A 17,699-nucleotide genomic window follows, 5' to 3' on the forward strand; every position below is an offset into this window, starting at 1 on the left:
AAGCCCATGACCACCGCATATTGGTGCATGCTTGTCGCCATCTTTCTGCCCTATCTGTTTACCGGGTTCGCCAAATTCCAGGGCGGCTTTGGCCCGAAGCAGAACCATAACCCCCGGGAATTTCTCGATGCCCTCAACGGGGCACGCAAACGCGCACACTGGGCGCAGCAGAACAGCTTCGAAGTGACACCGGCGTTTCTGGCTGCCGTGATTGTTGCCTCGGTGGTCGGCACTATCGGCCAGGGCACGCTGGACATGCTGGCCATCGCCTTTGTTGTCAGCCGCGTTCTGTTCGGCATCTGTTATATCGCCGATTGGGCCACGCTGCGCTCGCTGGTCTGGTTTGCCGGCATGGCCATCATCGCGTCGTTGTTTATCATGAGCGCATGACGCAACACCTGATCACCGTCACCGTCACCGGCTGCGGCGCCAGCTACGGCGCTGACAGCACGGAAACACTGCTCGAAGCCGGCCTGCGCGCCGGCTTCGGCTTTCCCAGCGCCTGCCGCAATGGCAATTGCCTGCGCTGCCAGGGCACGCTTCTGCGCGGCAGCGTGCAACTGCGCAACGGGCGCATCATTTACGCGGGCGAAGCCGCCGCAGCACAGGTGCTATACTGCGTCGCTCACGCTCAGGAACCTTGCGAGATCAATGTGCCGGACATCACCGCCCCGGGCCAGCTCCCGGTCATAGAAGCCGCTTGCCAGATCACCGATATCACGTCTCTGAATCACGATGTCAGCCGCGTGATCCTGAAGCTGCCCGCCGGCAAAGCCGTGCAGTGGTACGCCGGGCAATATCTTGAATTGCTGTTGCCCCAGGGCCCGTCCGCGTTTTCCATTGCCAATGCCCGCAGCGGCGACGGCCGCGATCTGGAACTGCACGTGCGGCACACTGCCGACAACCCGTCCTCCCTGGAGGTCATGGCGCACCTGCGTGACAATCCGGTGGTGCGTGCACGATTGCCCGGTGGCGAACGCTGGATTGGCGACACGCTGCCGTCAGGGCCGGTGTGGTTTATCTGTGGTTCCACCGGGTTTGCGCCGGCCAAAGCCATGATCGAGCACCTGTTGACGCGTCATTTCCCTCACGCCATATACCTTTACTGGGGCGCGCGCACCGAAGCCGATATATATCTGCCCGCGCTGCCGGAAGCCTGGGCCAGCGCTGGCCAGGTGCAGTATGTGCCGGTGCTGTCTGACGCTGCGGACAAGCGCTACCGGAGCGGGCTGGTCCACGAAGCTGCCCTCGCCGACATGACCGATCCGGCCAGTGCAGAATGCCATGTGGGCGGTTCTCCTGTGATGGCCTGGGCCGTCTTTGATGCGCTGCTTGCCGCCGGTGTGCCGCCGGAAAATATTCATTCGGATGTGTTCGACTACGCCCCCCGGCAGTAGCCACATCGACTCGACAACATTGATTGAAAGGCCCGGACATGTTCAAAAGCGCAACGCAGTTTCGGCACGCGCAGCCCGATCGCATCGGGGTACTGATCACCAATCTGGGCACACCGGACGCCGCCACGCCGGGCGCCCTGCGCCGTTACCTGAAGGAATTCCTGTCTGATCCCCGCGTGGTGGAAGTGCCCCGGCCGATCTGGTGGCTGATTCTGAATCTGGTGATTCTCAATATCCGCCCGCGCCGGTCTGCCGCCGCCTATCGCACCGTCTGGACGGAGCGCGGATCGCCCTTGCTGTTTCACACCAGCGATCAATGCGAGGCCCTGCGCGAAACCCTGAAAGACCGCTACGGCGAGCGCGTGGTGGTGGAATTCGCCATGCGTTACGGCAACCCGTCGATCGCCTCGGCGCTGGACCGGATGCAGGATGCCGGTGTTCGCCAGTTGATCGTACTGCCTTTGTACCCGCAGTATTCCGCGTCCACCAATGGCTCGACCTTCGATGCGGTATCCGCCGATTTTCAGCGGCGACGCTGGCTGCCGGACCTGCATTTCATCAGCCACTACCCGGACTTTCCGCCCTACATCGAGGCGATGGCGGCACGCATCCGCCAGCACTGGGCAGAGCACGGGCGCGCCGACACGTTGATGTTTTCCTATCACGGCATCCCCAAGCGCTATTTGCTCAACGGCGACCCCTATCACTGCGAATGCCACAAGACGTCGCGGCTGCTGGCGCAAGCGCTGGAGCTCTCGGACGGCGAGTACCTGACCAGCTTCCAGTCCCGCTTCGGGCGCGAGGAATGGCTCAAACCCTACACAGATGAAACCCTGAAAAGCCTGCCAGGGCAGGGCGTCAAATCAGTGCAGGTGTTCTGCCCGGGCTTTGCGGCAGATTGTCTGGAAACCATTGAGGAAATCGGTGAGGAAAACCGGGAGTACTTTATGGAGAGCGGCGGCGAGCGCTATGAATACATCGCCGCCCTGAACGCAACGCCTGCACATATCGACGCGCTGGCTGCGCTGGTGTCACCGCAGCTGGAACAATGGTTGAGTGTGCCGCAGCGGGATGCGGCACTGACTGAGCAGTTGGCGGAGCGGCTGTAGCGTTCACTCCACACCAGCTCGCTCCACCATCTCATTCGACCAGAGCCGGCTTCTTCCGGGGCAAGGGCAAGGCGGGCAGCGTCTTGCCCGTCAGTGCCATCTGTTGGGTCAGGCATGCTGCCGCAGCGCCCGTCTCCCCCAACGCATCCAGCAACCGGGCCAGTTCGGCCAGCGCGGTGGCGTTGTCGGCATGGCCCGCCGTTTCGAAGAAGGCGCGCGCCTTACCCCATAATTGGGCTTTCAATGCCACACGGCCCGCCGTCAGTAGCAGCCGCTGATTGCCGGGGCGCTCGCCAAGCCATTGCTCCAGTCGCGCCAGCAGTTGCTCTGGCGGCACGTCATCAATGGCTTCCAGTACCGCTACCAGGCCGTCATCCCAGTCTTTATCAATGCGCCGCTCAATGACTTTCAATGCGGCCGGGCCATCGCCGAACTGGGCAAGGTAACCGGCATACTGAGCGCGCAACGCCGGTTCACGACGCAGGCGTTGCGGTACTCGCTTCCACAGCCGGGCCAGCGTTTCGCGGCGCTGCACGGCATTATTGAAGCCCGGCATGCTCGCCGCCTGACGCATACGGCCGAGCCAGGCGCGGTACTCGCGCTGGTCCAGCCGGGGGTCCGCATCGATCTTGCGCAGCGCCGGCATCAAGTCACACAGACCAGCCCAATTGCCCTCGCGGCCATAGGCTTCCGCCAGCATATTCATCAACACCGGGCTGTCACCGTAGCGCTTGCGCTCCGGTTCGAGCAGCTCGCGGGCGCGCTGGGGTGCGCCGTCATAGAGGGCGATGCGGGCGCGCAGCAACAACGTCGGCAAGCGGCCGCTTGGCGCCGTTGCGGCCTGGGCCAGTGCCTCACGCATGGCATCACCGTCACCGACCTGCCGCGCGGCTACGGCCGCTGCCAGCCAGGCCGGCAAGGGCCAGTCGGCACGGCGCGCCGCCGAGGTCAGCAGCCCTTCAGCGCGCTGCCAGTGACCCGCCGCCAGTTCCAGCAATCCCTGCTGCAGCTGGCGCTGAGCGGCCTGACGGCGACGCCAGCCGGTCCAGCTGGCCGGTGTCAGGAAACGCCAGAGCGGCGCCATGAACAGCGTCAGCAATATCAGCGCGGCACCGGCTAGCACCAGCATCAATACCAGAAATACCACCGAGGTTTCGATCTCGCGCTGGCCATGGACCAGCAACACATAGCCAGGATCTGCCAGCAACCAGGAGCCGAGCCACAGGGCCCCGAGCAGTGCCAGGGCCAGGGCGAGCATCAGCCACACCACCAGCCTTTTCATTGCGCCTCCTCCGCACTGCGCGCCGCGCGCGCCTGCTTCAGCGCGACCAGCCCGGCACCGATGTCGGGCATCGCGCGCGCCACCGGCACCTGGGCAATCTCATTCAATGCATCACGGAATGCGGTCACCGCCGGGTCGTGTTCCGAGAACCACTCAGCCGCCATGGCGTCCGCCCGGCCCAGGGCATCCTCAAATATTTCCGTGCGGCCTTGCAGCAGTGACAGCCGCGCCTCCTGCAACGCGCTCTCCAGCGCCAGACGCAGCACCTGGCGGCTTTCGGCATCCAGCGGCACCGGCGCTCTGCCTTCATGGGTGCGCACCCGCACCGGCAACCGGGCCAGCAGACGTTCCCACCAGGTCGCGGCCTCAGCCTGCTCATCAGCAGCCACCTCCGGCGCGGCACTGCGGGCGCGCTCCGGCAGGGTCATGCCGCTGACCTGGCGCTGCAGCGCGCCCAGTCGCAACAGCAGCCCGGTGATGTCCACACGCCCGGCAGCGTTCAGGCTGGCGATGTCCGCCGCCAACGCTTCGCGCAGTGGCAGCATGGCCGAATCATCACTGCGTGCGAGCACCTCATCCGCCGCGTGCAACAAGCGCGCTGCGGCCTCTGCATCTGCGGTCAGCAGCAGTTGCTGTTCCGCCAGGCTGGCCAGGGAGATTGCTTCGTTGATCAGCCAGTATTGTTGCCCGCCCTCGCGCATGGCCAGCAACATCTGATCTCGCTCGGCCAACTCGCCTTCCAGCTCATCCATGCGCTGGTTGTGATAGGCACGCTCGCTTTCCATCTGGCTCATCATGCGGCTGTGGCTGCTCTGCAGCTCACTGACAGCACCGCGCCAGGCGCCATGGTTATGCTGCAGGCTCTGCCACCATTGCCAGCCAAGGTAACCACTGCCCGCAAGCAGTAGCAGCAACAGCAACAAAATAAGCCCGCCACCGCGACGCCGTTTACGGGCGCGTTTGACGGGGGGGCGTGGCGGGGGCGGCGGTTTGCCGCCGGACGGCGCTGCGGATTTTTCAGACGTGGCGGATTCTTTCGATGACGATGACGCCGGCAGCGTCGGCGGAGTCAGTTCGGGCGTGCCCGTCGCCGCCTCTGGCGCGACGTCGCCTTGCCCGGCGGGCGGTGTTACCCGGTCTTGTGTATCAGACATGCCAGCATATCCTCATCATGCGGACTCGCCGCAACCAACAGATTGTCATACCCCGCAGCACGGATCTCGTCACCGATGCGAGCACTGCCTGCCACGATCACCGGTGCTTGCTTTAAATGCCGCGCAGCCTGTTGCTGCAAACAGTGCCAGCTTTCGACGCTGGTCACCAGCACGGCATCCACCGGCGGCTCGGGCCAGCACACCTCATCCGCACATTCCCTGCGATACAACGCCACGGTGCTCACCGCTGCGCCGCGATCGGCCAGGGTTTCGGCAAACAATTCCCGGCCACCCTCCCCCCGCAGAATCAGCACACGTTTTTCCGACAAGGACTGCAAACAGGGCAAGGACAATACGGCCTCGGAGTTGAAGCCAGCGGCGGGTGCTTCAGCCTCCAGCCCGGCCTCGCGCAAGACACCCGCCGTGGCCTCGCCCACCGCCAGAAAATGCACGCCCACCGGCCACTGCGGCCACAGGTCTGCCATCGCAGCCACACCCAGGCGCGCCGCGTTGGGGCTGACAAAAAACACGGCATGAAACAGGTCAAGATCAAACAGATGACGCTTGTCAGCGGGCGCCAGCGGCAGCGCCCGAATGATCAGCGCTGGCTGGTGCACGGGTGCAAAGCCAGCCTGTTGCAGCAGGGTCATCATGTGTTGTGCCTGCCCGGCCGGGCGCGTCACCAGTACTCGCTTCAGTACTCGCTTCATGGCGCCAGCGCCCTCAGCCCCGCTGATAGATGGCGCCCAGGATGCGATCCGCGCCCTGGGACAATAAGGATTCTGCCACGCTGATACCCAGCGCCTCACCCTGTGCCCGGGGCGCACGCGCTTCGGCACGCAACACTTCGCTGCCATCCTCGCTGGCCACCAGGCCGCGCAGCCAGATGTCGTCGCCTTCCAGCAGCGCGTAACCGGCGATGGGCACCTGGCACCCGCCTTCAAGGCGCCGGTTCATGGCGCGTTCCGCCACCACCCGGTCCCAGGTATCGGTGTCATTCAGGGGCGCCAGCAGCGCCGCCACCGTGGCATCCCCTTCCCGGCACTCAATACCGACAGCGCCCTGGCCGACGGCGGGCAGCATGACCTCCGGTGGCAGTGCCAGGCGAATACGCGCTGACATCTCGAGCCGCTTGAGCCCGGCCGCCGCCAGCAGAATGGCGTCAAATTCGCCCGCATCGAGCTTGCCCAGACGCGTCTGGACGTTGCCACGCAGGCTGCTGATCCTGAGATCCGGCCGCCGCGCTTGCAGCTGCGCCTGGCGGCGCAAACTTGACGTACCCACCCGCGCGCCCTCGGGCAAAGCGTCCACATCGGCGTAATCCGGCGACACAAACGCATCGCGCGGATCATGGCGCTCACAGATGACCGGCAAGGCAAACCCCGGCGGCAGCACCATCGGCACATCTTTCATGGAATGCACCGCGATGTCCGCACGACCGTCCTGCATGGCCTGCTCCAGCTCTTTGACAAACAGGCCCTTGCCGCCGATCTTGGCCAACGGTGTATCCAGAATCTTGTCACCCTGGGTCTTGATACGCACCAGCTCCACCCGCAAGCCTTCATGCAAGGCTTCGAGACGCTGCTGAACGTACTCCGCCTGCCACACGGCAAGCGGACTGGAACGGGTAGCGATACGGATCAGGGTGTTGCTCATTGTTTCTCCCAAAGACGATGACCGTCGGTTCCGGCACAGAATATCGGGCAAGTGTACCGCAAGCCGGACACCGGCGCGGCCCCAAGGCTATGACTGACAAGCCACAAATAGCCTTCACATGGCGCTGGACTTGTCTTCACGAGGGCATACACTTGCCGCATTTCCCGGTGTCCAGGTGTACACACTGGCAGTAATACAGGTTCAGGAGACGCGTTATGGCGGCAGTAAAGATCGTGGTTGTGGGTGGCGGCGCAGGCGGGCTGCCCCTGGTCACGCGCCTCGGCAAGACCCTCGGCAAGCACCACATTGCAGACATCACGCTGGTAGACAGCAGCAGCACCCACGTCTGGAAACCCCGTTATCACGAAGTGGCCACGGGCGCGATTGATGCCGACCTGGACGCGCTGGATTATCGCGGCCATGCACGCCTGAACCACTACCGCTTCGAGCCCGGCACACTAATGGCCGTTGATCCTGCAGCGCAGCAGATCACGCTGGCGCAGGTGCGCGACGCCGAGGGCCATGAAGTGCTGCCCGAGCGCGCGCTGTCCTATGATTATCTGGTGCTGTCCATCGGCAGCTGCAGCAACGACTTCAACACACCCGGCGTGCGCGACCACGCCCTGTTTCTCGACAGCCGCCAGCAAGCTGAACGGTTCCGCGAAAAATTCCTCAACGCCTGTCTGCACGCCAACCATGCCAGCGATCCCCTGTCCGTCGCGATCGTCGGCGGCGGTGCTACCGGTGTCGAGCTGGCCGCTGAAATCCACCATGCCGTGTCCATGCTGAAGTTGTACGGCCATGAGCATCTGGACCGCAAACAACTGACCGTACACCTGATCGAAGCCGCGCCGCGCATCCTGCCAGTGCTCTCCGAACGGGTATCGCGGGCAGCGCACCAGCGCCTGGAAGGGCTTGGCGTCAAAGTGCATGTGGACACCATGGTCGAACGCGCCGAGCCCGGCACCTTCGTCGTCCGCGATGGCGACGACATCACAGCCGATCTGCTGGTCTGGGCCGCCGGCGTCAAGGCACCTGCGGTGCTGGGCGAGCTGACCACCCTGGAACGCAATCGCATCAACCAGATCGTGGTCGATCCGACCCTGCGCGCGCGCAATCAGGAGCGGATTTTTGTCATCGGCGACTGCGCCGCCTGCACCCTGCCGGGCAAAGACCGCCCCATACCGCCGCGCGCCCAGGCCGCACAGCAGATGGCCCATCACACAGCGCGCAATTTCGAACGGCTGCTGCTGCGCGACAAGCCCTTGCAGGATTTCCGCTACCGCGATCACGGCTCCCTCGTATCGCTGAGCCAATACAGCTCCGTCGGCATGCTGATGGGCAATCTCAAGGGCGGCAACTTCTTCGTGGAAGGCTGGATGGCGCGCATGATGTACATCAGTCTTTATCGCCTGCATCAGGCCGCACTGTATGGCTGGCCGCGCACGCTGATGCTGCTTGTGGCCGGTCGCTTCAATCGCCTGGTCCGTCCACGGCTTAAATTGCACTGACGAAACATCTGTTTACAAATACCGCAAAGCACCGGCTCGCGGGCTTTGCGGGCGCACAGGCTGACGTCTGCCTCGGAGATGGTCGGAACTTCCAGGCTGCGTCGAGTCGTAACCTGTACGTGGCGCAGGGAGCACAATGCCCCCGGCGCCACACCGGATTACCGACTAGAAGCCAATGAGGAGAAAGCGTAATGCAAATCCGAATGAAGCAACTTGCCATCGCCATCGCAGCCACCGGCCTTACCGGTGCCGCATTTGCCCAGGGCGCAGCAGGCACCTACTCTGACGGCGGCCAGAACCCCGCGACGCAAGCGCAGCAAGGCCAGGCTCAGCAGGGCGGTCAGCCGCAAGGCCAAGGCTTCGCACCGGATGCTGCCGCGACAGAAGTCAGCGAGGACGAGCTGGAAAAATTCGCTTCCGCACACAAACAAGTGGAAGAAATTCGCGAGAAGTTCGTGGAAGAAGCGCAGTCTGCTGACGACCCTGAAAAAGTCGCCGAAGTGCAGATGAACATGCAGCAAGAGATGGTCCAGGCGGTACAGGATGAAGGCCTTGATGTCGGCACCTACAACCGCATTGCCCAGATGCTGCCCTATGACGACGAACTCCGTCAGCGTGTCGAAGGCATGCTGTAACGGCAACAGAGCAAGCAGCAGTAGGCCCAGGGCGGACCGGTCCCCCGCCCCGGGTAGCAAGGGCGCCTTCGGGCGCCCTTTTTTGTATCCGGCTTTATCGCACCCGGGCGGACAAGGCTTCCGGCTGGACGAAGCGGCCGGTGACCGGCAGCCTGATTTCCACCTGCAAGCCCCCCTCCGGGTGATTGCCCAGCAAGATTTGCCCGTGATGCATATCCACAATGCGCTTGACGATGGCCAGCCCCAATCCTGAACCGGTGACCGTGCGCGCCTTTTCCCCCCGCGAAAACGGCTGCAGCAGTGTCGGAATATCCTCGTCCCGCACGCCTTGCCCGTGATCCCGCACCCGCAGCACCACGTCCTGACCTTCCAGACAGGTACTGATCTCCACCGGCGGCTCACCATACTTGGCCGCATTGCCCACCAGATTCGACAACAGCCGCTTGAACGTCAGCCGCTTCAGCATCAGCCTCGGCACTTCCTCCAGCGCCTTGCGCAATATCAGATGGTCGAACTTGCTGCACACATCGTCCACCAGCGCATTGATGTTCTCGTAGCTGGCCACCTCATCCGCGCCATCGCGGATAAACCCGATAAATTGTCCGAGAATCGCATCCATGTCCTCGATGTCACTGATGACACCGGCGGACAACTCCTTGTCCTCGATAAACTCCGCCGTCAACCGCAAGCGCGTCAGCGGCGTGCGCAGATCGTGGGAAACACCCGCCAGCAGCAGCGCTCGATCGCGCTGCGCCTGCGCCAGCTCACGGGTCATGCGGTTGAACGCCTTGTTCACTTCATTGATTTCTTTGGGGCCCGAGTCATCATCCAGCGGCGGCACCGGATCGCCGCGCCCCACCACCAGGGCCACCTGCTCGAGACGCTTGAGCGGCCGATTCAGACCGCGGGCAATCAGCAGACCCGCGATAATCGCAAACAGGGGCACCGTCAGGCCCCAGCCCACCAGCAGGTAGCGATCATAATCGCGGAAGAAGGTCATCGGGACGCGCAGCCACTTGCCATTGAAGGACGCGGCGGTGACCCAGATAACCGGGCGGCGGGAATCCTCGAAACGCACAAAGACGGTTTCTTCCAACTGCCGCTGTATCTCACCGCGGAAGCTACCCACCACCGGGCGGGTAATCCATGGCACCTGCCCGTCCTCGATGCCGGGCGGATCGCCGACGATGATGCCGGTCGTGTCGCCGAGGCGGCGCGCGCCTTCGAGATCAAGCGTGTCCTCGAAGAATGACAGCTCGGCCTGCAAGACAGTCAGCCGGGAGTATTCCCGAATGCCGGGCAGGTAAGCGTTACGGGCAAAGAACCACAGCGTGAGGACCTGCGTCAGGAAAATGACCAGCCCCACCACCATGGCGGAACGGGCAAACGCGGTGCGGGGCAGCAGGTAGAGACGCATTGATCAATGGATTCCGGGGCGGTCAGACACCTTCTTACCATGCCTGAACGGGTTACCCTGACGCCAGAGGGCATGCAGGGAATGTTGTCAGGGGCAACGACTCAGTCCGGCACGAACACATAGCCTACGCCCCACACCGTCTGCACATAACGGGGGCGGGACGGGTCGTCTTCCAGCAGCCGGCGCAGGCGTGACACCTGCACATCGATGGAGCGCTCCATGGCACTCCACTCGCGGCCACGGGCCAGATTCATGAGCTTGTCCCGGGTCAGGGGCTCGCGAGGGTGCTGCACCAGCGCCTTGAGCACCGCGAACTCGCCGGTGGTCAGGCTGTTTTCTTCATCGCCCCGGCGCAGGGTACGGCGGGACAGATCCAGCTCCCAGGGGCCGAAGGTCACTGTCTCACTGTCACGGCTGGGCGCGCCGGGGACTTCGCGAACCTGACGCCGCAGCACTGCGCGAATGCGGGCATCCAGTTCGCGGGGATTGAAGGGTTTCGGCAGGTAGTCATCGGCGCCCGCTTCCAGGCCCTCGATGCGCTCGTTGTCGTCGCCCTTGGCCGTGAGCATGATGATCGGCATGGCGGTCCCCGCCGCGCGCAATCGACGGCAGATGGACAGGCCGTCCTCACCGGGCAGCATCAGATCCAGCACCATCAGCGAGTAGATTTCCCGGCCCAGGGCCCGGTCCATCTGCGGCGCATCCGCTACCGCCTTGATCTGGAAGCCTTGCTCCTCCAGGAAACGCTGCAACAACGTCCGCAAACGGGCGTCGTCATCGACAACCAGTATCTTGTCCTGGGTTTGCTCAGCGCTCACTGCGTTCTCCGGTTGTTGCCGTCTGGCGTCCCCTCACGCCCCGTAACGGCCAGTGACAAAACAGGGCCGGGCGGAATCTTCCCCTTGCCCTCTGCGATTTGCAACCAGGCGCCACAGGCGAAACGCAACAAGGTGTGACCAAACAGTCAGCACCTCATGCTGCCCCACCCGCCAGCCAGGGCAGGTGACACGTTACCGCATTTTCTGCCAGAAATGATCAGGTTTCACGGTCCGGACATCCTGCTATCATCGCACTGCCCGTGTCGTGTATCGCGCCAGACGGCGGGCCGCCAACAATAATCAGATGGGAGGGGCGTACAATGGCAAAGATTCTGGTGGTGGATGACTCCCCCACGCAATTGGCCAATATGGTCCGCATCTGCGAAAGTCAGGGGCATCAGATCGTCACGGCCACCAACGGGATGGAAGGCGTCGAACTCGCGCGCTCCGAAAAGCCCGACCTGATCCTGATGGACGTGGTCATGCCGGAACTCAACGGCTTTCAGGCCACCCGCAAGCTGACCCGTGACCCGGAAACCCAGCACATCCCCGTCGTCCTGGTGACCACCAAAGACCAGGACACCGACAAGGTATGGGGCGAGCGCCAGGGCGCTGCCGGCTATATCGTCAAGCCGCCCCAGGAAAGCGAGCTGGTAGCCAAGATCCGCGAGCTGCTGGGCTGAAACCTGCCCTCCAGTAAATCCGGGCAGCATCCTGGCTGCCCGTTTCCGCAGCCTGCCCGGCCCGCTCGTCCATCCCGACCACAGCAAAACTGACCTGTCAATCTGTCCCCGGCCGGAGTCCTGTCCTATGATTCCGGCATCCTGCATTCGTGCACTTCATTCATACTGCTTCAGCGAGTCCCATGTCAGAACCCCGGAAACCTTCATCCTCACAGAATCCAGCGCCCCGATTGACCATCGAACAGATCATCGCGGCGGAACTGAATGTGCAGCCACGGCAAGTCGCGGCCACAGTAGCCTTGCTGGATGATGGCGCCACCGTGCCCTTTATCGCCCGCTACCGCAAAGAAGCCACCGACGGCCTGGATGACACACAGCTGCGCAATCTGGAAGAGCGTCTGCGCTATTTGCGCGAACTCGTGGAGCGCCGCGATGCGATCCTCAAGAGCATTCGCGAGCAGGACAAACTGACGCCGACGCTGGAGGCCGACATCCTGGCCGCTGACACCAAGACACGGCTGGAAGATTTGTACCTGCCCTATAAACAGAAGCGCCGCACCCGGGCCCAGACAGCCCGCGAAGCGGGGCTGGAACCGTTGGCAGACAGCCTGCTGGCCGACCCGGGCAAAGACCCGGAAACCGAAGCCGCCGCTTTCCTCAATCCGGAACTCAAGGTCGAGACCGTCAAGGATGCGCTGGACGGCGCCAAGCAGATCCTCATGGAGCGTTTCAGCGAAAACGCCGAGCTGCTGACCCGGCTGCGTACTTATCTGTGGGAAAAAGCACAGATCATCGCCAACGTGGTGGAGGGCAAGGACAAGGAAGGTATCAAGTTCAGTGATTACTTTGCTCACCGCGAACCGCTGGCAGAAATCCCCAGCCACCGCGCGCTGGCCCTGTTCCGTGGCCGCAATGAAGGCGTCCTGCATGTCAGCATGAGCCTGCCGGAAGACCTGGAAGCGACCCAGCCGCACCCTTGCGAGGCCATGGTTGCCCACAGTGTCGGCTGGCAGCACCAGCAGCGCCCGGCGGATAACTGGCTCGGCGAAACCCTGCGCTGGACCTGGAAGATCAAGCTGAATACCCACCTCGAAACCGAGTTACTGGGGCGCGTGCGCGAGATGGCCGAAGAGGAAGCGATTCAGGTCTTTGCGCGCAACCTGCGCAGCCTGCTGCTGAGCTCCCCCGCCGGCCCCCGTACCACCATGGGTCTGGACCCGGGCCTGCGTACCGGCGTCAAGGTTGTGGTGGTCGACGCCACCGGCAAGCTGCTGGAACACGCCACCATTTTCCCGCACCAGCCGCGCAATCAGTGGGATCAGTCCATGGCCGCGCTGGGCGCCTTGTGCGTCAAACATCAGGTCAGCCTGATCGCCATCGGCAACGGCACCGCCAGCCGCGAAACCGACAAGCTGGCCGGCGAGCTGGTGAAGAAGCTGCCGAAACTGGGCATGAGCAAGATCATGGTCAGCGAAGCCGGTGCTTCCGTTTATTCCGCGTCGGAACTGGCAGCGCGGGAATTCCCGGATCTGGATGTGTCATTTCGGGGCGCGGTGTCCATTGCCCGTCGCCTGCAGGACCCGCTGGCGGAGCTGGTCAAGATCGATCCCAAATCCATCGGTGTGGGCCAGTACCAGCATGACGTCAGTCAGGTGAAGCTCGCACGCGGCCTGGACGCCGTGGTCGAGGACTGTGTGAACGCCGTCGGCGTGGATGTGAACACCGCCTCCGCGCCGCTGCTGGCCCGTATTTCCGGGCTCAACGCCACCATCGCCGGCAACATCGTCAGCTACCGGGAAAAGCATGGCGCCTTCGCCAATCGCGACGCCCTCAAGCAGGTACCGCGCCTGGGCGAAAAAACCTTCGAACAGGCGGCCGGTTTCCTGCGCATCAGCCAGAGTGACAATCCGCTGGATGCTTCCAGCGTGCACCCGGAAGCCTACAGCCTGGTGGAGCGGATCGCCGCCACCCACAGCCGGGTGGTCCAGGACCTGATGGGCGATGCGGCCTTCCTGCGCAAGCTCAAGCCCGCCGACCTCACAGATGAGCGCTTCGGCGTTCTGACCGTCACCGATATTCTGGCTGAACTGGAAAAACCGGGCCGCGATCCGCGCCCGGAATTCAAGGCCGCCGAATTCATGGAAGGCGTCGAAGACATCAAGGATCTGAAACCCGGCATGGTGCTGGAAGGCACGGTGACCAACGTCACCAACTTCGGCGCCTTCGTCGATGTCGGCGTACATCAGGACGGCCTGGTGCATGTGTCGGCGCTGTCGGATAAATTCGTCAAGGATGCCCATGATGTGGTCAGCCCGGGCGACATCGTCAAGGTGAAGGTGATGGAGGTTGATCTGGACCGCCGCCGCATCAGCATGACCATGCGCCTGGAAGACCGGCCGGAGGATCGTGCCGCCGAGCGGGGCCCGAGCGCCGCGCCCGGGGCCAACCGGGGCCAGAGAAAAGGCCGCAGCGGTGCGCCGCAGCGCGGCAACAGCGCCGCCAAACCGGAAAAGAGCCAGGGCACTTTCGCCGACCTGTTTGCCAAGGCACAGCAGGAAAAGGATGCGCGCAAGCGCAAAGTCTGACGGGACAACCCCATGACCGATCTGCTCAGCACGCGCCTCGACGCCTTGATCAATGCCAATGCCGCGCCCACCCTGGCCGGCATTCGGCGGGGCATCGAGAAAGAGAGTTTGCGCATCACGCCAGCGGGCACCCTGGCGCAGACGCCGCACCCGCGCGCGCTGGGCTCGGCGCTGACACACCCCTACCTGACCACCGATTACTCCGAAGCCCTGCTGGAGTTCATCACCCCGGCCAGTGACCGGCTGGAAACGCCGCTGGCCTTTCTGGATCAGCTGCACCGCTACGTCTATCAGCATATCGGCGAGGAGCGTTTGTGGGTCAACTCCATGCCCTGCGTGATGGGCCCGGACGATGAGATCCCCCTCGCCTACTACGGCAGCTCCAATGTCGGGCGCATGAAGTACATCTATCGTATGGGGCTCGGCTATCGCTATGGCCGCCGCATGCAGACCATTGCGGGCATTCATTACAACATGTCCTTCCCGGACACCTTCTGGACGCTGCACCAGGCCCAGGAAGGCAATACACAACCGCTGCAGGCATTTATCTCGGCGCGCTACTTTGATCTGACGCGCAACTTCCAACGGTATTCCTGGTTGCTGATCTATCTGTTCGGCGCATCGCCGGCGGTGTGCAAATCCTTTCTCGCCGGGCGCCAGCATGATCTGGCGGAACACTTCAGCCACACCCTGACGCGACCGCACGCCACCTCATTGCGCATGAGTGATCTGGGCTATCAGAACAACGCCCAGTCTGATCTGGCGATCAGCTACAACAACCTGTCCGACTACGTCAGCACGCTGACCCGCGCGATCAAGACAGAGGCGCCCGAATACGCGCGGCTGGGCGTGCAGGATGAGGCCGGGGAATACCGGCAGCTGAACAGCAATATCCTGCAGATCGAGAACGAGTATTACTCATCGATCCGCCCCAAACGCACCATCGAAAGCGGCGAGCGCCCGACTCAGGCACTGTCGCGGCGCGGCGTGGAATATGTGGAAATCCGGGCGCTGGATCTGAACCCGTTCGAACCACTGGGTATCAATCAGGAACAGATCCGTTTTCTCGATATGTTCGCCACCTACTGCCTGCTGCGCGAGTCCCCCCTGCTGGAAGCCTGCGACCTCAGCGCCAGCAAGAACAATATCCGCCAGGTGGTCTATCAGGGCCGCGACACCGACACCCGGCTTTGCGACTGGGGCAAAAAAGTATCGGTGCATGACTGGGGCAGCAGCATCCTGGCACGCATGCAGCCCATCGCAGAACTGTTTGACCGCACCCACGGCGGCAACGACTACAGCCAGTCGCTGGCCGCCCAGCAAGGCAAGCTGGACACCCCGGATGCCACACCGTCGGCGCAGATTCTTGATCAGCTCACCAGCGGCTCGCAAAGTTTCTTCCAGTTCGCCATGGCGCAGGCGGAGCAGCATCGCGCTCACTTCCTGAGCACGCCGTTGGCGCCTGAGCAGGATGCCATGCTGGCTCAGGCGGCAACCGACAGCCTGAAGGATCAGGCCGAGGTCGAAGCCGGCGACACCAAGCCGTTTGCCGAGTATCTGGCGGACTACTTTCGTGACTGAGTCGTGACTGGTTCGTGACTGGCGGTTTCTGCTTCACGCGTTTTGGCCCCACGCGCTTTCCCACGCTTTCACAGCACTGCCATAGAGCCGCCGCTACCCTCCGTTTATCGGCTCCCGGCAGTTCCTGTGGCATAGCGCACAATGGTGCCGCATTATTGGTGCTAGCGTTAATCAGGGATATGACACCAGAAACCGCAGAGGGCGATGCAGGATGCAGAATCCACCCGATAGCCGTGCACCCGATACCCATGCACCCGACAGCAGGGACCGCTGCAAGAAGGCCTATGACCGGGGCTGCATGTGGGGCATGAGTGGCCGTGACGACAGCGGCTGTCCGTTCGAGGAAGATATTCTCGTGGACTGGTGGCACGCCGGCTGGCGCGAAGGGTACGAAGCTTTCATGAAGCGTCATCCGGAGGGCGCCAGCGCCGGGCAGGACATGCAGCGCGACGTCGGCTGACCGCTTGCGCAGGCACCCGCTTTATCCGGTAAACTGCCTGCACACCCGTCACCCACCTGATCAGACCCGGGACATCCATGTTGACGCTGCGCCATCCCTTACTCTCTCCCCGTCTGCTGAATCTGGCCGGTTTTCTGGCCTGCGTCGGCGCCATGGCAGCGGCCCTGTGGCTGCAGTATGTGGTGGATCTCGATCCCTGCCCGCTGTGCACCTTCCAGCGCCTCGGCATGATCGCGGCGGGCGCGTTTTTCCTGCTCGCCTTCCTGCACAACCCCGGGGCCACAGGGCAGCGCATTTACAACGCCCTGGCGGGCCTGTCCGCCATCGGCGGTGGCGGCGTCGCCCTGCGTCATATCTGGCTGCAGAGCCTGCCGGAAGACGAAGTGCCCGCCTGCGGACCGGGCCTGGATTACATGCTCGATGTCTTCCCGCTACGGGACGCCCTGCGAATGGTGTTCAGCGGCTCCGGCGAATGCGCTGAAATCGACTGGACCTTTCTGGGCATGACCATCCCGCAACTGGCGCTGCTGTCCTTTGCCGGCCTGCTGCTGATTGCGCTGGTTCAGCTGTTGCGTCGTTACTAGGCCCCAGTCGCCGAAGACCGGGGCTCATAGCCTTCTCATCTAAGGTGCGCGCGCGTTATACGAAATCGGTCTTTACACCAACTCGCTGTTTTTTCAGGCTTTAGCGCGCCTCTACCGTCCCCTCCCCCGAAATGGCCCTCCCGGCCAATTGCGTCCGGCGAAGCGCCTGACTTAGTCTCAATTACCCGCCTCGCATGCTTTCCCGAGGCCGCTGTTTCGCCTGTGTCGGGCCCGCTGTACGGCACGCTTACCACGTAACTGAACTGGTGCGCGCATATCGGCAGTGCATCTTTGTCAGCACATCAGGAGGACAGACGACCATGGCTCTTCAGGTCAACACCACACTCGACCACTGGCAACGCATCGAACATCTGGTCAGCATCTGGCTGAAAGAACGGCAGGAACTGCTGACGCTTGTTTGCTCCCTGCAAGGCGTGCGCGGCCTCAGCGCCGATGCACTGCCCGCCCAGCAACGGGTGCAGCGCTTCTGCGAGGTGCTGATGGACTACATCAGCGCAGGCCATTTCGAAATCTACCGGGAACTGGCCAATGAAGCGCGGCTGCTGCAACGCGCGGACCAGCGTCTGGTCAGCCACATCATGCAACGCCTGGAAGCATCCACTGACGCGGCACTGGCCTTCAACGAGGAGTACGACACGCCCGCGCACATCCAGCAACTGATGGACGCACTGCCCGACCGTTTGTCGGAGCTGCTGGAGAAACTGGAAGAGCGCTTCGCCCTGGAGGATCAGCTGATACTCAGCATTCATATGGGCAGTGCGGCACCGCAGCGGTTCGCCACCCTTATGTGACGGCAAAAGGTATGT

At 63.2% G+C, this 17,699-nt stretch carries 17 protein-coding genes; 11 read left to right on the top strand and 6 right to left on the bottom strand.

Features of this window, described 5'->3' with window-relative positions:
* Positions 1-6: 6 nt before the first annotated feature.
* From K8B33_RS14530 to hemH, 3 genes are read left to right on the top strand one after another with little or no spacing between them, the layout of a single operon-like run.
* On the top strand, positions 7-390 hold the full coding sequence (locus K8B33_RS14530) for an MAPEG family protein (protein ID WP_223427781.1): 384 nt from the start codon (positions 7-9) through the stop codon (positions 388-390).
* Positions 387-1,397 carry a 2Fe-2S iron-sulfur cluster-binding protein gene (locus K8B33_RS14535; RefSeq protein WP_223427782.1) on the top strand — a complete coding sequence of 337 codons (1,011 nt, stop codon included), beginning with the start codon at positions 387-389 and terminating at the stop codon, positions 1,395-1,397. Before K8B33_RS14530 ends, K8B33_RS14535 begins: the two co-directional genes overlap by 4 nt.
* A 38-nt stretch (positions 1,398-1,435) precedes the next feature.
* Positions 1,436-2,506, top strand: coding sequence for a ferrochelatase (gene hemH, locus K8B33_RS14540; protein WP_223427789.1), 1,071 nt, complete (start codon positions 1,436-1,438; stop codon positions 2,504-2,506).
* A gap of 31 nt (positions 2,507-2,537) precedes the next feature.
* Here hemH and K8B33_RS14545 read toward each other — a convergent pair whose 3' ends face one another.
* Genes K8B33_RS14545 through hemC form a run of 4 tightly spaced genes read right to left on the bottom strand, consistent with a single transcriptional unit; the run spans position 2,538 to position 6,598 of the window.
* Positions 2,538-3,788, bottom strand: coding sequence for a heme biosynthesis protein HemY (locus tag K8B33_RS14545; protein WP_223427791.1), 1,251 nt, complete (start codon positions 3,786-3,788; stop codon positions 2,538-2,540).
* The gene (locus K8B33_RS14550; protein WP_223427793.1) at positions 3,785-4,942 is read right to left on the bottom strand and encodes a uroporphyrinogen-III C-methyltransferase; all 1,158 of its coding nucleotides are present in this window, start codon (positions 4,940-4,942) and stop codon (positions 3,785-3,787) included. Before K8B33_RS14550 ends, K8B33_RS14545 begins: the two co-directional genes overlap by 4 nt.
* Positions 4,918-5,652: a uroporphyrinogen-III synthase gene (locus K8B33_RS14555; RefSeq protein WP_223427795.1), complete on the bottom strand. Its 735-nt coding sequence runs from the start codon at positions 5,650-5,652 to the stop codon at positions 4,918-4,920. Before K8B33_RS14555 ends, K8B33_RS14550 begins: the two co-directional genes overlap by 25 nt.
* 13 nt (positions 5,653-5,665) lie before the next feature.
* Complete coding sequence (hemC, locus tag K8B33_RS14560) at positions 5,666-6,598, bottom strand: hydroxymethylbilane synthase (RefSeq protein ID WP_223427797.1); 933 nt, start codon at positions 6,596-6,598, stop codon at positions 5,666-5,668.
* 215 nt (positions 6,599-6,813) lie between these two features.
* Between hemC and K8B33_RS14565 the strand changes: the two genes are divergently transcribed.
* Both K8B33_RS14565 and K8B33_RS14570 read left to right on the top strand, forming a co-directional pair.
* Positions 6,814-8,109 carry an NAD(P)/FAD-dependent oxidoreductase gene (locus tag K8B33_RS14565; RefSeq protein WP_223427798.1) on the top strand — a complete coding sequence of 432 codons (1,296 nt, stop codon included), beginning with the start codon at positions 6,814-6,816 and terminating at the stop codon, positions 8,107-8,109.
* Positions 8,110-8,300: 191 nt separating this feature from the next.
* Positions 8,301-8,744 (top strand): DUF4168 domain-containing protein, encoded by a 444-nt coding sequence (locus K8B33_RS14570; RefSeq protein WP_223427799.1) that lies wholly within the window; start codon positions 8,301-8,303, stop codon positions 8,742-8,744.
* A 94-nt stretch (positions 8,745-8,838) separates the two neighbouring features.
* Here K8B33_RS14570 and K8B33_RS14575 read toward each other — a convergent pair whose 3' ends face one another.
* On the bottom strand, positions 8,839-10,161 hold the full coding sequence (locus tag K8B33_RS14575) for an ATP-binding protein (RefSeq protein ID WP_223427800.1): 1,323 nt from the start codon (positions 10,159-10,161) through the stop codon (positions 8,839-8,841).
* Positions 10,162-10,262: 101 nt separating this feature from the next.
* Positions 10,263-10,979, bottom strand: a complete 717-nt coding sequence (gene ompR / locus K8B33_RS14580) for an osmolarity response regulator transcription factor OmpR (RefSeq protein WP_223427803.1) — start codon at positions 10,977-10,979, stop codon at positions 10,263-10,265.
* 320 nt (positions 10,980-11,299) lie between these two features.
* Here ompR and K8B33_RS14585 point away from each other — a divergent pair, with 320 nt between their 5' ends.
* The 6 genes from K8B33_RS14585 (at position 11,300) to rsd (ending at position 17,684) form a co-directional block, all read left to right on the top strand.
* The gene (locus tag K8B33_RS14585; protein ID WP_223427804.1) at positions 11,300-11,662 is read left to right on the top strand and encodes a response regulator; all 363 of its coding nucleotides are present in this window, start codon (positions 11,300-11,302) and stop codon (positions 11,660-11,662) included.
* Between the two features lie 230 nt (positions 11,663-11,892).
* Entirely contained in the window at positions 11,893-14,247 is a 2,355-nt protein-coding gene (locus tag K8B33_RS14590) for a Tex family protein (protein ID WP_317846239.1), read from the top strand.
* A 12-nt stretch (positions 14,248-14,259) separates the two neighbouring features.
* Positions 14,260-15,828, top strand: coding sequence for a glutamate--cysteine ligase (gene gshA / locus K8B33_RS14595; protein ID WP_223427807.1), 1,569 nt, complete (start codon positions 14,260-14,262; stop codon positions 15,826-15,828).
* A gap of 211 nt (positions 15,829-16,039) precedes the next feature.
* Entirely contained in the window at positions 16,040-16,288 is a 249-nt protein-coding gene (gene rmf / locus K8B33_RS14600) for a ribosome modulation factor (protein ID WP_223427808.1), read from the top strand.
* A 77-nt stretch (positions 16,289-16,365) separates the two neighbouring features.
* Positions 16,366-16,872, top strand: coding sequence for a disulfide bond formation protein B (locus tag K8B33_RS14605; protein ID WP_223427809.1), 507 nt, complete (start codon positions 16,366-16,368; stop codon positions 16,870-16,872).
* 320 nt (positions 16,873-17,192) lie between these two features.
* Positions 17,193-17,684 (top strand): sigma D regulator, encoded by a 492-nt coding sequence (gene rsd, locus K8B33_RS14610; RefSeq protein ID WP_223427810.1) that lies wholly within the window; start codon positions 17,193-17,195, stop codon positions 17,682-17,684.
* Positions 17,685-17,699: the final 15 nt, after the last annotated feature.

This window comes from Alcanivorax limicola (assembly GCF_019931215.1).
In the GTDB taxonomy this organism is placed as follows: domain Bacteria; phylum Pseudomonadota; class Gammaproteobacteria; order Pseudomonadales; family Alcanivoracaceae; genus Isoalcanivorax; species Isoalcanivorax limicola.

Bases quoted from the DNA above. Each gene is read 5' to 3' on its own strand.
- K8B33_RS14550 (WP_223427793.1), bottom strand. From the start codon at position 4,942: ATGTCTGATACACAAGACCGGGTAACACCGCCCGCCGGGCAAGGCGAC.
- K8B33_RS14585 (WP_223427804.1), top strand. From the start codon at position 11,300: ATGGCAAAGATTCTGGTGGTGGATGACTCCCCCACGCAATTGGCCAAT.
- K8B33_RS14530 (WP_223427781.1), top strand. From the start codon at position 7: ATGACCACCGCATATTGGTGCATGCTTGTCGCCATCTTTCTGCCCTAT.
- K8B33_RS14565 (WP_223427798.1), top strand. From the start codon at position 6,814: ATGGCGGCAGTAAAGATCGTGGTTGTGGGTGGCGGCGCAGGCGGGCTG.
- K8B33_RS14535 (WP_223427782.1), top strand. From the start codon at position 387: ATGACGCAACACCTGATCACCGTCACCGTCACCGGCTGCGGCGCCAGC.
- rmf (WP_223427808.1), top strand. From the start codon at position 16,040: ATGCAGAATCCACCCGATAGCCGTGCACCCGATACCCATGCACCCGAC.
- K8B33_RS14575 (WP_223427800.1), bottom strand. From the start codon at position 10,161: ATGCGTCTCTACCTGCTGCCCCGCACCGCGTTTGCCCGTTCCGCCATG.
- hemC (WP_223427797.1), bottom strand. From the start codon at position 6,598: ATGAGCAACACCCTGATCCGTATCGCTACCCGTTCCAGTCCGCTTGCC.
- rsd (WP_223427810.1), top strand. From the start codon at position 17,193: ATGGCTCTTCAGGTCAACACCACACTCGACCACTGGCAACGCATCGAA.
- K8B33_RS14545 (WP_223427791.1), bottom strand. From the start codon at position 3,788: ATGAAAAGGCTGGTGGTGTGGCTGATGCTCGCCCTGGCCCTGGCACTG.
- K8B33_RS14605 (WP_223427809.1), top strand. From the start codon at position 16,366: ATGTTGACGCTGCGCCATCCCTTACTCTCTCCCCGTCTGCTGAATCTG.
- hemH (WP_223427789.1), top strand. From the start codon at position 1,436: ATGTTCAAAAGCGCAACGCAGTTTCGGCACGCGCAGCCCGATCGCATC.
- gshA (WP_223427807.1), top strand. From the start codon at position 14,260: ATGACCGATCTGCTCAGCACGCGCCTCGACGCCTTGATCAATGCCAAT.
- K8B33_RS14555 (WP_223427795.1), bottom strand. From the start codon at position 5,652: ATGAAGCGAGTACTGAAGCGAGTACTGGTGACGCGCCCGGCCGGGCAG.
- K8B33_RS14570 (WP_223427799.1), top strand. From the start codon at position 8,301: ATGCAAATCCGAATGAAGCAACTTGCCATCGCCATCGCAGCCACCGGC.